At 70.3% G+C, this 13,659-nt stretch carries 11 protein-coding genes; 9 read left to right on the forward strand and 2 right to left on the reverse strand.

The window, feature by feature from the left end; translation table 11 throughout:
* Window positions 1-264 precede the first annotated feature (264 nt).
* From ACFRAQ_RS17215 to ACFRAQ_RS17250, 8 genes are all read left to right on the forward strand, one after another.
* Window positions 265-663: a hypothetical protein gene (locus ACFRAQ_RS17215; protein WP_379100513.1), complete on the forward strand. Its 399-nt coding sequence runs from the start codon at window positions 265-267 to the stop codon at window positions 661-663.
* A 194-nt stretch (window positions 664-857) separates the two neighbouring features.
* On the forward strand, window positions 858-2,402 hold the full coding sequence (locus tag ACFRAQ_RS17220; RefSeq protein WP_379100515.1) for a condensation domain-containing protein: 1,545 nt from the start codon (window positions 858-860) through the stop codon (window positions 2,400-2,402).
* A gap of 136 nt (window positions 2,403-2,538) precedes the next feature.
* On the forward strand, window positions 2,539-4,011 hold the full coding sequence (locus ACFRAQ_RS17225; RefSeq protein WP_379100517.1) for a glycosyltransferase: 1,473 nt from the start codon (window positions 2,539-2,541) through the stop codon (window positions 4,009-4,011).
* Complete coding sequence (locus tag ACFRAQ_RS17230; protein ID WP_379100519.1) at window positions 4,008-4,979, forward strand: ATP-binding cassette domain-containing protein; 972 nt, start codon at window positions 4,008-4,010, stop codon at window positions 4,977-4,979. The genes ACFRAQ_RS17225 and ACFRAQ_RS17230 overlap by 4 nt, the downstream gene beginning before the upstream one ends.
* Complete coding sequence (locus ACFRAQ_RS17235) at window positions 4,976-5,809, forward strand: ABC transporter permease (protein ID WP_379100521.1); 834 nt, start codon at window positions 4,976-4,978, stop codon at window positions 5,807-5,809. The genes ACFRAQ_RS17230 and ACFRAQ_RS17235 overlap by 4 nt, the downstream gene beginning before the upstream one ends.
* Before the next feature lie 13 nt (window positions 5,810-5,822).
* Window positions 5,823-7,175 carry a hypothetical protein gene (locus ACFRAQ_RS17240; RefSeq protein ID WP_379100523.1) on the forward strand — a complete coding sequence of 451 codons (1,353 nt, stop codon included), beginning with the start codon at window positions 5,823-5,825 and terminating at the stop codon, window positions 7,173-7,175.
* Window positions 7,176-7,268: 93 nt separating this feature from the next.
* Window positions 7,269-8,276, forward strand: a complete 1,008-nt coding sequence (locus tag ACFRAQ_RS17245; RefSeq protein ID WP_379100525.1) for a diiron oxygenase — start codon at window positions 7,269-7,271, stop codon at window positions 8,274-8,276.
* Between the two features lie 91 nt (window positions 8,277-8,367).
* Window positions 8,368-9,870, forward strand: coding sequence for a flavin-containing monooxygenase (locus tag ACFRAQ_RS17250; protein ID WP_379100527.1), 1,503 nt, complete (start codon window positions 8,368-8,370; stop codon window positions 9,868-9,870).
* A 76-nt stretch (window positions 9,871-9,946) separates the two neighbouring features.
* Here the strand turns inward: ACFRAQ_RS17250 and ACFRAQ_RS17255 are convergent, their stop codons facing one another.
* Together ACFRAQ_RS17255 and ACFRAQ_RS17260 are read right to left on the reverse strand one after the other, a co-directional pair.
* A complete protein-coding gene (locus tag ACFRAQ_RS17255; RefSeq protein WP_379100529.1) occupies window positions 9,947-10,654 on the reverse strand; it encodes a hypothetical protein in 708 nt (235 codons plus the stop codon).
* A 61-nt stretch (window positions 10,655-10,715) separates the two neighbouring features.
* Entirely contained in the window at window positions 10,716-12,275 is a 1,560-nt protein-coding gene (locus tag ACFRAQ_RS17260; protein ID WP_379100531.1) for a carboxylesterase/lipase family protein, read from the reverse strand.
* Between the two features lie 67 nt (window positions 12,276-12,342).
* On the opposite strand from ACFRAQ_RS17260, the gene ACFRAQ_RS17265 reads away from it, so the two are divergent.
* Window positions 12,343-13,641, forward strand: a complete 1,299-nt coding sequence (locus ACFRAQ_RS17265) for an ROK family protein (protein ID WP_379100533.1) — start codon at window positions 12,343-12,345, stop codon at window positions 13,639-13,641.
* Window positions 13,642-13,659: the final 18 nt, after the last annotated feature.

A 13,659-nucleotide genomic window follows, 5' to 3' on the forward strand; every position in this document is an offset into this window, starting at 1 on the left:
GCGGCCGAATGTGAAGTAGAGGCGAATTTCACCTGTGCAGTGGCCTGAAGCACAGGAGAAGGGTGTGAGAACAGTCCGTTAACCAATTGTTTGCGCTCAGGCTGGTTGCGGAGTTGGCCGGTTGATGATTTTCTGGGGTTCGCAGGTCATCTACCCATCGGGTGAAAATCCTCGGCAGCGTCGCCAATCACAATTCGAACCTGCCCCCACCAAGTCGCCGCTCTCGGCGCGCTTGTCCTGATGAAGGTGAAAGGAAATCGGGCCATGTCTGCATTCCGATCGGCTCGTGCGGCCGCAGTCCTGCTGGCGGGGATCGCCGTGCCCCTGCTCGTGCCCGTCCTGGCTACCGCCGCACCGACGGGCGGTGACACCCCCGCCGGTGCCGGGCCGGCCCCCGAACAATCGATAATGCCGCAGCTCGGAACCGGTAGTGCCGCCGTGGGGACGGGGTCGGCCACCGCCGCCGGACTGGTGGGGGCGCTCGGCACCGGCAGTGCCGCCGCGGGTAGTCTGGCCGGGCTGGTACCCGGACCCGGCTCGGTGCTGGGTCTGCTCGGCACCGGGAGCGGCGCGGCCGGCGGGTCCGCGCAAGCCGGCGGCACCGCGGCTCAGGCGCTGGGCTCGGGCAGTGCCGCCGCGGGCGCCGGATCTGCCGGGAAATAGTGCTCGACAGCACAGTGGCGGGGGACTCCCGGTGTGCCGCATCACCGTCGAGCGGCATATCACTATTCAATAGCTTCCAATTCGCCGGATAGCTCATAAACGGTTTCGATCGCGTGGTTTCGCGCACCGTGAATCTTTTGCGGAAATCGAACGGCCGCACCGGCACCGGCGAAGTCTCGATGAGGGAGACGGTCATGGATTACACCCACCTATCCGAATTCGCGGTACGCCCGGGCGCACTCACCCTGTGGCGGGCCGAACTGGCGCCCGGGGCGGCGTGGACCGCCGACGCCCGGCCCCTGACCAGCGTGCACGTCCGCCACTGCCGGGAGACGGACGCCGCGGACCCGCGACCGGGCCGGGGTCGCTGGATCGGAACCATCTTCGAAATGGACGCGCCGTTCCACCCCGCGCACTGGCGCGAGACCGCGCGCCGCTGGCACGCCCGCCACGAGGGCCTGCGCACCACCGTGACCCGCCACGACGTCCCCGAACCCGAGCGGCTGGTCTGCGTGGCCGCCGACGTCGCCGTCACCGCCGAGCCGATCCCCGGCGTCACCGGCTCCGGCGCGATCAACGAATACCTCGGCGCCACACTGGAATCGAGACTATCGCCGCTGCGGTGGCCGCACTGCCTGCTCGCCACCGTGGAGCACGCCGACACCGGCGACTTCACCGTCCTGGTGGCCGCCGACCACTCCGTGCTGGACGCCTACTCGCAGGCCATCGTCATCCTCGAACTCCGCGCCCTGTACGCCGAGGTCACCCGAGGCGAGCCGCCCCGCGAATCGCCGACCTTCGGCAGTGCCGCGGACTTCGCCCAATGGGAACGCGACACCGCCGCCGCCCTCACCCCCGACTGCGAGGCGGTCCGCTACTGGCAGCGCTTCCTCGACGGCTCCGGCGGCATGCTGCCCCGCTTCGAACCCGCGATCACTGCCGAGGGGAGGGCGACTGTGATCGCGGGCGGTGGGACGGGCGCGGTCGTCGGCGGGGGCGAGCTCGCGGCGCTCCCGCAAACCTCCGTATCGCGAAAGCTGTTGTCGCTCGGTGAACTCGAGCAGGTGGAGCGCGCGGTGAGCGAGCGCGGCCACCGCCTCTCGGTGGCGGTCTTCACCGCGCTCGCCATCGCCTACCGGCGGGCCTTCGGCTACATCTCCCTGCGCGCCATCATGCCCATCGCCACTCGTCCCGACCTGCGCTGGCTCGAATCCATGGGCTGGTTCGTGAACGTCGTCCCCCTCGACCTCACCCTCGCCCCCGACCTGGACCTGGACAGCGCCCTCGAGTCCACCCGCACCGTCCTGCGCCGCTCCCGCACCGCCAACGACGCCACCTGGACCCGCGTCCTGGAACTCCTGAACTGCACCGACCACCCCCGCTTCGGCATCTCCTTCCTCGACATCCGGGCCCTCCCCGACCACGAACTCGTCGAATCCCTGCGCGGCCACACCCTCCGCGCCGAGTCCTACGCTCCCGACGAGGTCTTCTTCTGGATAGTCCGAGCCACCGACGGCCTCCGCCTCTCCACCCGCTTCCCGGCCACCTTCCCGGAGGTCGAGATGGACCGCTTCCTCACCGAATTCACCCGCGCCATGCGCGAATTCGCCGGCGAGCAGGGTGGCGGAGACCGAACCGCCGACACGCGAGCGTCTTTCGCGCTTCCGTCGGCCGCCCCCGACCGTGTCGCGGAGTCGGCGCCCCAAGCCCCGCGGGCACTGACACCGGCCCGGGTCTGACCATGGATACGCCGTCGAAGACCCCGCGCGCTCGCCGCGATGATGTGCGCCATCGGCCGGATCAATACGTGCGCCGGCGTTTCGCCGTTCCCATGTCGGCGCCATCCGGTCGTGTCCTCGAGATCGGGGGTACACGATGAAAGTGCTGCTCGCCTTCGCCGGCAGCCGGGGCGACGCCCAGCCGGGCGTGCTGCTCGGTCGGGAACTCGCGGCGCGTGGCCACGACGTCACGCTCGCCGTCTCACCGAACCTCGTCGGGTTCGCCGATCGATACGGTGTTTCGGCCGTGCCGTTCGGACTCGACAGCGATGAGATGCTGCGCGCTCAACGCGATGATCGGCGATTCCGGCACCCGAATCCCGGGCAGCGGGTGCGCGCTGTGCTGGAGCTGCAACGCCGCGGATTCGCCGAGGCCGCGGACGATCTGCTCGCCCTGGCCGGGGGCTCCGAAGCGCTGGTCACCGGCATGGCGTGCGAGGAGGCCGCTGCGGAAGTCGCACGGCACCACGGGATTCCGATCGCAGCGGTGCACTTCTTCCCGATCGAACCGAACCGTTCGGTCCCGGTGATCCCGGCGGCATGGGGGCGACACCTCCCGGGCACGCTGAACCGGCTGGGCTGGAAGGCGTTGACCGTGGCGCGCGCGTGGAGCCTCGAGCCCGAGCGCGCGGCTTTCCGTCGCACCGCAGCCCGTGGCTCGGCCTCGCGCACCTCCGCCGTGCATGCCGGTGGCTTCGAGGCCCGCGCCCGGCCGGAGGACCGGGCACCCGGATCGGGGCGGGGCGGGTCGATACCGCCCCTGGTCGATCGTGCGGGCCGGCGGACCCCGGCATACACGGCGATTCAGGCCTACGACCCCGCACTGTTCCCCGGGCTCGCGGACGAACTGCGCGACATGCCGTTCACCGGGTTCCCGGTGGCTGCCGAGGACGGCGCCGGGCGGCGTGCGCCGGAGTGGCCCGAGCCCGGAACGAGCGCGGTCGAGGAAGGAGGCCCCAGGCTCGGTGCGGAGTTGCTGGAGTGGCTGATCGCCGGTCCCGCTCCGGTGTACGCGGGTTTCGGGTCGATGCCGGTGGCCGAACCGGTCGCGGTCGAGTCGCTGGTCCGAGAGGTAGGTCGGCGGCTCGGGCGGCGGATATTGCTGGTGGGCCCGATGTTCCGAGGCCGGATCGATGATGAGCTGGCGGTGGTGGATCAGGTCGACCACCGAGCGGTGCTGCCGTTGTGCGATGTCGCCGTCCACCACGGCGGGGCCGGGACCACCGCTGCGGTCTTGCGCGCGGGGGTGCCGTCGGTGATCTGTTCGGTGCAGGCGGATCAGTCGTACTGGGGCAGGCAGGTGGAGGCCCTCGGGCTGGGGGCGACCGCGCCGTTCGCGGGACTCACCGCGAATCGGCTGGAACGGTTGCTGATTCGCGCGAGCCGGCCCGACGTGCGGCTGCGGGCGGCCGCCTACGGGGCGCGATTCCGCGGCGACGGGGTCGCACGTGCCGCGGACGCCGTCGAAACCCTGCTGCCGCAGGCTACGACGCGATCGCCGGGCGCGGAAGGACTCTCGATCCCAACCGGTGGATATTCGGCTTCGACAATGATCGGAGGTGCGCGATGAGTGAGATCGCCATCGAAACACGCGGACTCGGAAAGAGTTTCGGATCCATGACCGCCGTCGACGCGGTCGACCTGGACGTCGCGGCCGGGACGGTGTTCGCGCTGCTGGGACCCAATGGCGCGGGGAAGACGACCACCGTGCGGATGCTGGCCACCCTGGCGCGTCCATCCCGGGGCACCGCAACGGTTTTCGGGTACGACGTGGTCGGTCAGGCCACGGCTGTGCGGTCGATGATCGGGCTGACCGGGCAGTACGCGGCCGTGGACGAGAACCTGACCGCGTGGGAGAACCTGCGCCTGTTCGGGCGGCTGCTCGGCCTCGGCCGGAGAGCGGCCCAGGATCGGGCGGCGGAACTGCTGGACGAGTTCGAGCTGACCGCCGCGGCCAACCGGCGGGTGGGGTCGTTCTCGGGCGGCATGCGGCGGCGACTGGATCTGGCGGCGACGCTGATCACGGTGCCGCCCTTGATCTTCCTGGACGAGCCCACCACCGGTCTGGACCCGCACACCCGCGAGCGCATGTGGTCGGTGGTGCGCGGCCTGGTCGGGCGCGGCGCGACCATCCTGCTCACCACCCAGTACCTCGAGGAGGCGGACGCCCTCGCGGACCGGATCGCCGTGATCGACCACGGCACCGTCGTCGCCGAGGGCACGGCGGGGGAGTTGAAGTCCTCCATCGGCGAGGAGATGCTGCGCCTCGATCTGGCCGATTCCGCGCAGCGCCCGCTGGCGGATGCCGTCGTCGAAAGGCTCACCGGCACCACGCCGTTGCACGGCGACAACCCCGCCACCGTGACCGTTCCGCTCACCGATATCGGCGCGGCCGCCGACATCGTCGCCGCCTGCCGCGACACCGGGATCCGCCTGCGCGGCTTCGGGGTCGAACGCCCCGACCTGAATTCGGTGTTCCTGGCGCTCACGCGGCGCCCGGCCCGCACCACGCCTCCGGCCGAAAGGCGGACCGCATGACCGTCCTGTCCGACACCCCGGTACTCGTGCACCCCACCGCCCGCATCGCCCGGCAGCCCCGTCTCACCCGGGTCGGCCTGCGCGCGGGTCTGGCGCAGTCGCTGTTCATGGCCCAGCGCGGCCTGCTGACCTTCCGGCACAGCCCGCAGCTGCTCTACGACGCCGTGCTGCTGCCGATCGTGGGCCCGCTGCTGTTCGGCAGCGTCTTCGGCAAGGCCATCGCGGGCAGCCTGGACGCGTACCTGCCCACGCTGATTCCCGGTGTGCTGGTGCAGATCGTGCTCACCTCCTCGGTCGCCATGGGCGTCCAGCTCTCCGAGGACATCCGCTCGGGTGTCTTCGACCGCTTCGTCTCCATGCCGATCGCGCGCTTCGCGCCGGTGGCCGGTGGCCTGCTGGCGGGCGCGACCCGCTACGTGATCGCCGCGCTCATGGTGCTGCTGGTGGGCTTCGGCATGGGCTACCGGCCGGACCACCCGCTGGGCCTGGTGGCGGGTGCGGCCCTGGTGGTCTTCGCGACCACCGCCATGAGCTGGCTGTTCGCCTTCATCGGCGTCACCGTGGCCAAACCCGCCGCCGTGCAGGGCATGTCGATGCTGGTGCTCACCTTCGCCAGCTTCGCCTCCAATGCCCTGGTCCCGGAGGCGGCCATGCCCACCTGGCTGCGCCACGTCTCCGACTACAACCCCGTCTCGCATCTGGTGGCGGCGGTGCGCACCCTGGCCGAGTCCGGTTCGGTCGGCTCCGACTTCGCCTGGTCGGTGGGTTCCGCGCTCGTCGTCGCGATCGTGTTCGCGCCCTTGACCGTTCGCACCCTGCGTGCCGAGTGACCCGGAGACCGTCATGCCCGCCGTCCTGAACCGGCTCACCGCCGACGACGACCTGTTCCTGAAACTGCACGACCTGTACGGCACCGCCTTGGTCAATCAGCTGGCCTGGCGCTTCGACGAACCGCTGGATCCCGCCGTGCTGGAACGCCTGCACGCGCACCTCGCCCACGGCTTCCTGGCGCGGCGGGTGATGACCACGTCCGTCCCCTTCGCTCGGCCGTGGTGGGTATCGGCCGCGACGGCGGAACCGCTGGCTGTGCAAGAGCGGCCGGTATCCGAAACAGCCGTCCTGGATTGGCTTTTCGAACAGAGCAGGGTGGAGTTCGACCCGGTCACCGGCCGGGTGTGGCGACTGTCGGCCGCGCCGACCACCTCCGGCGGCACCCTGCTGTCCCTGGTCACCTCGCATGTGGGCGCGGACGGCGGCGCGGTGCTCTACGCGCTGGGTGACGCGCTACGCCGCCTGGACGCCGGGGACACACCGGATATCGCGACGAGTTCGGGCCGCCTGGTGGGCGCGATCCCCATGGGCGGCCTGCTGCGCGCGCACCTCGCCGACGCCATCGGCCAGCTGCGCGCCGCCGCCCGCGGTATCCGCGCCGCGATCGAGGCCCGCGACGTCCGCGAGCCCGACCGCAACCCGCGCCCCTCCGAACCGCGGCTGCCGCTCCCGGATCGCCACTCCGCCGCCGACCTCGTCGTGGAAGTCGATGCGGCCGAATGGAATGCCGTCGCCGCCGCCCACGACGGCACCGACAACGGCCTCATGGTCGGCGTCGCCGTCGGCCTGCTCGGCCGCAGCGGCCGTATCGAGGACGGCGCCGAGGTCCGCGTCGACATTCCGCGGTCCCTGCGCGGCCTCGACGATCCCCGCGGCAATGCCACCACCGGCCTGCCCATCGCCGTGCCCTACCGCAAGGGCGAGCGCACCGACCTGCGTCAGGTCCGGACCGCCATCAAGCAGGCGGCCCGCGCCTATTCCGATCCGGCCACCACCCCCGCGCTGCAACACCTCCAGCCGGTCCAGATGATGCTGCCGAAGGTCGTCCTGGGCTTCTTCTCCCGCACGGCCAAGGCCCCGGAATGCCTGTGCACGAATCTCGGTGAGACCGGTCAGGGCGTGGCGACCATCGCGGGGGTGCGCGCCCGCTCGGTGCTCATGCGGCCGGTGGTCTGCACCGCCGACACCGATCTGTTCCGTCGCGTGGAGGTCGGCCTGAACCTGTCCTGGTCGAGCGACGGCGACACGGTCACCCTCGCGATCACGGGTGCGGATCCGGATCGCTTCCCGACTCGGGAAGCCCTTCGCGACCTGGTCGGGGCCGAATTCGAGGGGTGGGGACTGCGTCCTCTCTTCTGGAGCTGAACCCTACTGGTCGGTACCTGTTGACGCGGCGCCAATGTACGCGTAACCATGGATTACAGATACTTAGGTCCATTTCCGAAAGAGGCTCTGACAATGACGTCAGCACATGCGACGGACGACCCCGCGGTCGCGCTTGCCCGGCAGTACGCCGACAAGCTCATGCTGCTCTCGCAGGGGTCCGTCGACAAGAATTTCGACCCCTACACCGATATCGATTGGGACCACCCCGATTTCGAGGTCAAGGCCGACGACAAGCGCTGGATCCTGCCCGTCTCCGGTGACATGTTCGCCCGGCATCCCTGGTATCAGGCCCAGTCCGAGGCGCGCAAGATCGCCATCGGCCTGTGGCGGCAGGCCAATATCGCCAAGGTCGGCCTGCAGTTCGAGACCCTGCTCATCGGCGGCATGGTGCAGCACACCTTCAAACTGCCCAATGGCTCGCCGGAGTTCCGGTACTGCACCCACGAGGTCATCGAGGAGTGCAACCACACCCTGATGTTCCAGGAGATGGTGAACCGCATCGGGATCGACGTGCCCGGCATGAGCACGATCCTCAAGCAGCTCACCTACCTGGTGCCGCCGCTGGCCTCGGTCTTCCCGAATCTGTTCTTCATGGCCGTGCTCTCGGGCGAGGAGCCGATCGACCACATCCAGAAGACGATCCTGCGCGCCGGCGAGGACATCCACCCGATCATGCGCGGCGTCATGGCGATTCACATCGCCGAGGAGGCCCGCCACATCTCCTTCGCGCACGAGTTCCTGGAACACCATGTGCCGCAGGCGAACCCGTTCGACAAGTTCGTACTGTCGCTGGCCTTCCCGATCGTCATGTGGATCGGCGGGCGGGCGATCCTGGTTCCGCCGCGCGCCTTCTTCGAGGAGTTCGGCATCCCGCGCGAGGTCCGCAAGGAGGTGTTCTTCGGGTCCGCCGACTCGAAGGAGGCGTTCGCGGGCTTCTTCGGTGACGTGCGGTCGCTGGCCAAGAAGATCGGGCTGATGAACCCGGTGTCCAAGCGGGTCTGGAACGCCCTCGGCATCGGCGGCCCGAGCACCCGCTACCGGTCGGAGCCGGATCGGCCGGGCCAGGTCCGCGCAGCCTAGCCCGACCGGTGGTAGACGTTACCGTAAATAACATGTAATACTCGGTACGCCCGGACGCCGGTGTCCGGGCGCGACCAGAAGCGAGTTCCCCATGACGCGGCATGTCGACGTACTGATCATCGGCGCGGGCCTGTCCGGTATCGGCATGGCCTGCCACCTGACCAGGGAGAAGACCGGGCGCAGCTACCTGATCCTGGAGCGCCGGACCGCCATCGGCGGCACCTGGGACCTGTTCAAGTACCCCGGTATCCGATCCGACTCGGACATGTACACCTTCGGGTTCGGTTTCCGGCCGTGGCACGGCACCAAGGTGCTCGCCGACGGACCCCACATCCGACAGTACGTCGAGGACACGGCCGCCGAGTACGGCGTCATCGACCACATCCGCTTCGGCCGCAAGGTCACCAAGGCGTCCTGGTCCAGCGCCGAGAGCATCTGGACCGTCGAGGTGCTCGACGAGCGCACCGGCGAGACCGAGACCTACACCAGCGACTTCTTCGTCGGCTGCACCGGCTACTACGACTACGACAATGGCTACCAGCCGGCGTTCCCCGGTGCGGAGACCTTCGGCGGCCAGATCGTGCACCCGCAGCACTGGCCCGAGGATCTCGACTACAAGGGCAAGCGCGTGGTCGTGATCGGCAGTGGCGCGACCGCCATCACCCTGATCCCGGCCATGAGCAAGGACGCCGCGCATGTCACCATGCTGCAGCGGTCGCCCACCTACATCGCCGCGCTGCCCGCCGACGACCCGGTCGCGGTCGGTTTCAAGTTCGCCAAGGTGCCCGCGGCCATCGCCTACAAGGCGGGCCGGGCGCGCAATATCGCGCTGCAGCGGGCCAGCTACCAGCTCTCGCGCACCAACCCGAAGCTGTCGGCCAAGCTCATGCTGGCCGCCGTGCGCGCGCAGGTCGGGCCGAACATCGACATGAAGCACTTCACCCCGAGCTACAACCCGTGGGATCAGCGCCTCTGTGTCGTGCCCAACGGCGATCTGTTCAAGGTGCTGCGCAAGGGCGAGGCGTCGATCGTCACCGACACCATCGAGAGCTTCACCGAGAAGGGCATCCGGCTGTCCTCGGGCCAGGAGCTCGAGGCCGACATCGTGGTCAGCGCAACGGGTCTGAAGGTGCAGATGCTCGGCGGCGCGGACCTCGAGGTGGACGGCGAGACGCTCGCCACCCGGGATCTGGTGGCCTACAAGGGCGCACTGCTGGGCAGTGTGCCGAACATGATGATCGTGCTCGGCTACACCAACGCCTCCTGGACCCTCAAGGCCGACCTGGCCGCGGAGTACTTCTGCCGCCTGCTGAACCACATGCGCGACAATGGTTTCAGCGAAGTGGTCGCGGTGCCCGAGGAGGGCGACCGGTCCGAGGCGTCGCTCATGGGCGGCGCGCTGACCTCCGGCTACATCCAGCGCGGTGACGGCGTCATGCCGCGTCAGGGCACCCGGGGGCCGTGGCTGGTGATCAACAACTACTTCCGCGACCGCGCCATGCTGCGCAAGGCTCCGCTGGAGGACGGTGTGCTGCGGTTCCGTCGCGGCGCCCGCAAGGCGGCTCCGGTCGCGGCCGAAACCCGTTCGGCCTGATCGGATTCCGGATCTCGAACCCGGCCGTGCAGGGTGCGGCCGGGTTCGTTGTTTTCCGGGGACGAGGTAGGTGGCCCTAGACCGGCTGGAAGCCGCTGCCCACGCCCTTGCCGGCGTCGACCGCGGCGCGCACGGTGTCGAACGCGACGGCGATGACGGGGGAGTGCAGCGGATTGTTGGCGTCGGTGCAGCTGAACCGGAGATTGCGGGTGTCGCTGATCAGCGGCGCGGAGATCATGCCGACCAGCCTGTCACCGATGGTGACCGGCGCGCCCGAATCGCCGTAGCTGGAGCAGGCCTGCTCCAGCAGCCCCACCGGGCTCGACGTCCACACCACGCCACAGGCGTGCCCGCTGGTCCGGCCGTTCTGGCACACCACGCTCCAGGCGGGCGGCGTCGGCGCGAACCCGGCGATGGTGGTGCCGTCGAACGAGCGCAGCGGGGTGACCGCGGCCGGATCGAATTCGATGACCGCGTAGTCGAGTTGCGCGTCCGCGGCGCGGACCACCCCGACCACCCCGGCGTCGGGGAACTGCTCGCCGTGCACCGGCGTACCGGCCTCGGCGCAGTGTCCGGCGGTGAAGCCGACCAGTCGCCCGGCGGCGTCGTAGCCGATGGTGGTCAGGCTGCACTTGGCGGTGTGCCCGCCCTGGCCCAGCACCAGGCCCGAGCCGCCGCCCAGCGCGGCCTCGGTGTCACCCGGCGCGGCCTGTGCGGCCGGGACGGTCGACAGCCCGCAGGCCACGGCCACCGCCGCCGGTGCGATCCAGCGCTTCACCTGCATTGACCGACCCACCTATCCACGATTCGACTCGACGCGTATTGCTCCACGGTAGCCCGCGGGTTCAGCGCAGCCAGATCGGGCGCTGTGCGGCGAAGGGATCGGACTGGACGTGCGGCGCGTCCGACCAGATCATGGTTTCGCGCCGGTCGCGAGTGTAGCGGGGCCAGTCGGCGCCCGGGTCGGCGTTGCTGATGAACGCGACCCACGCCCGGTGCATGGCGTCGGCCAGCGCCTGCGGCGGATGCTCGCCGGCCACCGCGGTCACGCCCTGGGCCTTCAGCAGGTCGAAGGCGAACGGGACGTCGAGGCAGTGAAAGGACATGCCCTGGAACTCGGAGGCGTTCGAGGTCCAGGTGAACTCGTAGAGCCAGGTGGGTTGCCCGCGGCCCGCCCGCATCTCGGCCACCCGGTAGGACGGCATCCGGATCACGGCATCGCTCTGGGCCTGTCCCGCAAGCTGATCCGCCGACAGCCCCGGGTAGGCGAGGTGCCAGTCGGCGGCGCGGGAGGCGTCGAAACCGAGCGCGCCCAGGGCGGCGGGCAGCGTGGTGTCGGTGACCGGCGGCCGTTGTCCGGTCAGCGGCGCGGCATTGAATTCGTGGGCGGTGAAGCCGAGCATGAGTGGAACATCCTGGTCCGCACCGGATTTCAGCACCGCGCCGCTGGTGGCCGGGATGAGCGTGCCGTCCGCCCACGGGGCGAGGCCGAGCAGGGTGGCGGCCGTGCTGTCGGGTCCGGGCATGCGCAGCTTGTCCTCGAGGTCCTGCAACCCGGACTTGCTCAGGTCCCGCAGCGCGGCGGCGGTGGCGGGCAGGCCGGTGCGCTTGGTGAACAGGGCCGACATGGCCAGCGCGGTGGCGCGATCATTGGGCTGGGTGACCGCGCCGGACTCCGAAATACCCGCGCGGAAAAGACCTTTCGCGGACGGAGTGTTCATGAGCGCCCACACCGCGCCGCCGCCCGCCGACTGGCCCGCGATCGTCACCTTCGCCGGATCCCCGCCGAACGCGGCGATATTGTCGCGCACCCAGGCCAGCGCGGCGATCCAATCCAGCACGCCCCGATTGTCGGGGGCATCGTCGAGATGCAGGAAGCCTTCGATGCCCAGGCGATACCCGACCGACACCAGCACCACGCCGTCGCGATTGAACGCCGCGCCGTCGTACCAGGGGCTGGCCGGGCTGCCCGCCACGAACCCGCCGCCGTGGATCCACACCAGCACAGGCAGTTTCGCGTCCGGATCCGGCTTCGGGGTGAACACGTTCACCGTGAGGATGTCGTCCCCGGGAATCGACGGCTCCGGAATCGCGGTCACCTCGGACAACTGCTTGACCTGAGCGGTCGGACCGTACGCCGTGCAGTCCCGGGTCTCGGTCCACGCGGCGGCGGGCACCGGCGCGGCGAACCGCAGCGCGCCCACCGGCGGCTGTGCGAACGGGATGCCGAGGAAGGCGGCGCCGGTTTCCCGCCGCACCCCGCGTACCGCTCCCGCCGCGGTGGTCACGACCACCGTCTCCTTCGGCTTCTCGGACTCCGACGTCCCGCGCGCGCACGCCGCCGTGAAGGCCAGCGCCCCCGCTCCCAGCAGCAGAGTTCGTCGTCCGATCCGTTCCACGCCCATGCCAACCTCTGATCCCGAATTAACGTCAACACTTGAAATATTTATCTGACACCATAATCTCGATCCCGTGGATCCCACACCGCCCACCCGACGCCCCGCCATCCCTGGCGGCCCGGCCGTGTCGCCCCCGACCGACGCGGCCGCCATTCGGCGTCGCAATCTGGGCCTGGTGTTGCGGCACCTCGCCGACCACGGCCCGTGCCCGCGCACCGAGGTGGCCGCCGCCACCGGACTGGCTCACGGTTCGGTCACCGCCCTCGTCGCCGATCTCGCCGACCGCGGCCTCATCGCCGAGGACGACGCCCAGCGTTCCGGCGCCCGCGGCCGCCCCGGCCGCCCGCTGCGACTGGAACCCGGTCGCGCCGCCGTGGCCGCCATCCAGGTCACCTCCGAACAGCTCCGCGTCGCCGTGTCCGACCTCGAGGGAGTCATCACCTGGCGCGACACCGTCGCGCACGATCCGGCCCCCGGCACGCCCGCCGCCATGGCCGCCGCCATCGCGTCCATCATCACCCGCGCCGCCGCCCCGCTCGCCGAATCGGGCCCCGGGCCCATCCTCGCCCGCGCGGTGATCGCCATGGCCGGCCCGGTCCTGGACGACCCGGACCAAACCGTAGTGGTGGCACCGGATTTCGGCTGGCTCGAATCGGTCCCCCTCCGCGACCTGATCGCCGCCCACCTCCCGACCCCCGCCGTGGCGATCGACGTGATCAACGACGCCAACGCCGCCGCCCTCGCCGAATTCCACGCTCTCCCTCGCGATTCCCGCGGCCTCGTCCTCATCGAGGCCGGCACCGGCATCGGCGGCGGCGTCGTCCTGGACGGCCGCATCCACACCGGCAGTCACGGCGTCGCCGGCGAGCCCGGCCACCTCCCGGTAGCCATGAGCGGCCCCGGCTGCGTCTGCGGCGCCCGCGGCTGCCTGGTCACCTTCGCAGGCCCCGAGGCTGTCCTCGATTCCGCCGGCCTCACGTCTCTACTCCACGACGAGGGCCTGCAAGCCGCCCAGTCCGAACTCCTCGCCCTGCTGAGACAGTCCGAACCCCAAGCACTCTCGGCAATGGACGCCGCCGCCACCGCCCTCGGCACGGCCATCCTCTCGATCACCGCCCTCCTCGACATCGACGAAGTCGTTCTCGGCGGCCTGCTGGCGGAGTGGTTCCCCTGGATCGCGCCGACCATCGAGAATCGCCTCCGCGGCCGCCGGGCCCTGGCCCCCACGCTCGGGCTTCGGATCGCACCCGCGGTCCTCGGCGACGATGCCATCCTCATCGGCGCCCTCGGCTTCGCCCGCCGCGCGGTCCTGGCCGACCCCGCCGTGGTTCCGCCGCTGCCGATTCTGCGTGTCGCTGAAGATTCGCGGTGAACCGACGCCGGGTGGTGG

Origin of the sequence: Nocardia sp. NPDC056611, from assembly GCF_042792755.1 — a bacterium.
Taxonomy (GTDB): Bacteria; Actinomycetota; Actinomycetes; order Mycobacteriales; family Mycobacteriaceae; genus Nocardia.

What these genes read in the sequence shown, in the direction of transcription:
- ACFRAQ_RS17215 (WP_379100513.1), top strand. Translation starts at nt 265, where the DNA reads ATGTCTGCATTCCGATCGGCTCGTGCGGCCGCAGTCCTGCTGGCGGGG.
- ACFRAQ_RS17220 (WP_379100515.1), top strand. Translation starts at nt 858, where the DNA reads ATGGATTACACCCACCTATCCGAATTCGCGGTACGCCCGGGCGCACTC.
- ACFRAQ_RS17225 (WP_379100517.1), top strand. Translation starts at nt 2,539, where the DNA reads ATGAAAGTGCTGCTCGCCTTCGCCGGCAGCCGGGGCGACGCCCAGCCG.
- ACFRAQ_RS17230 (WP_379100519.1), top strand. Translation starts at nt 4,008, where the DNA reads ATGAGTGAGATCGCCATCGAAACACGCGGACTCGGAAAGAGTTTCGGA.
- ACFRAQ_RS17235 (WP_379100521.1), top strand. Translation starts at nt 4,976, where the DNA reads ATGACCGTCCTGTCCGACACCCCGGTACTCGTGCACCCCACCGCCCGC.
- ACFRAQ_RS17240 (WP_379100523.1), top strand. Translation starts at nt 5,823, where the DNA reads ATGCCCGCCGTCCTGAACCGGCTCACCGCCGACGACGACCTGTTCCTG.
- ACFRAQ_RS17245 (WP_379100525.1), top strand. Translation starts at nt 7,269, where the DNA reads ATGACGTCAGCACATGCGACGGACGACCCCGCGGTCGCGCTTGCCCGG.
- ACFRAQ_RS17250 (WP_379100527.1), top strand. Translation starts at nt 8,368, where the DNA reads ATGACGCGGCATGTCGACGTACTGATCATCGGCGCGGGCCTGTCCGGT.
- ACFRAQ_RS17255 (WP_379100529.1), bottom strand. Translation starts at nt 10,654, where the DNA reads ATGCAGGTGAAGCGCTGGATCGCACCGGCGGCGGTGGCCGTGGCCTGC.
- ACFRAQ_RS17260 (WP_379100531.1), bottom strand. Translation starts at nt 12,275, where the DNA reads ATGGGCGTGGAACGGATCGGACGACGAACTCTGCTGCTGGGAGCGGGG.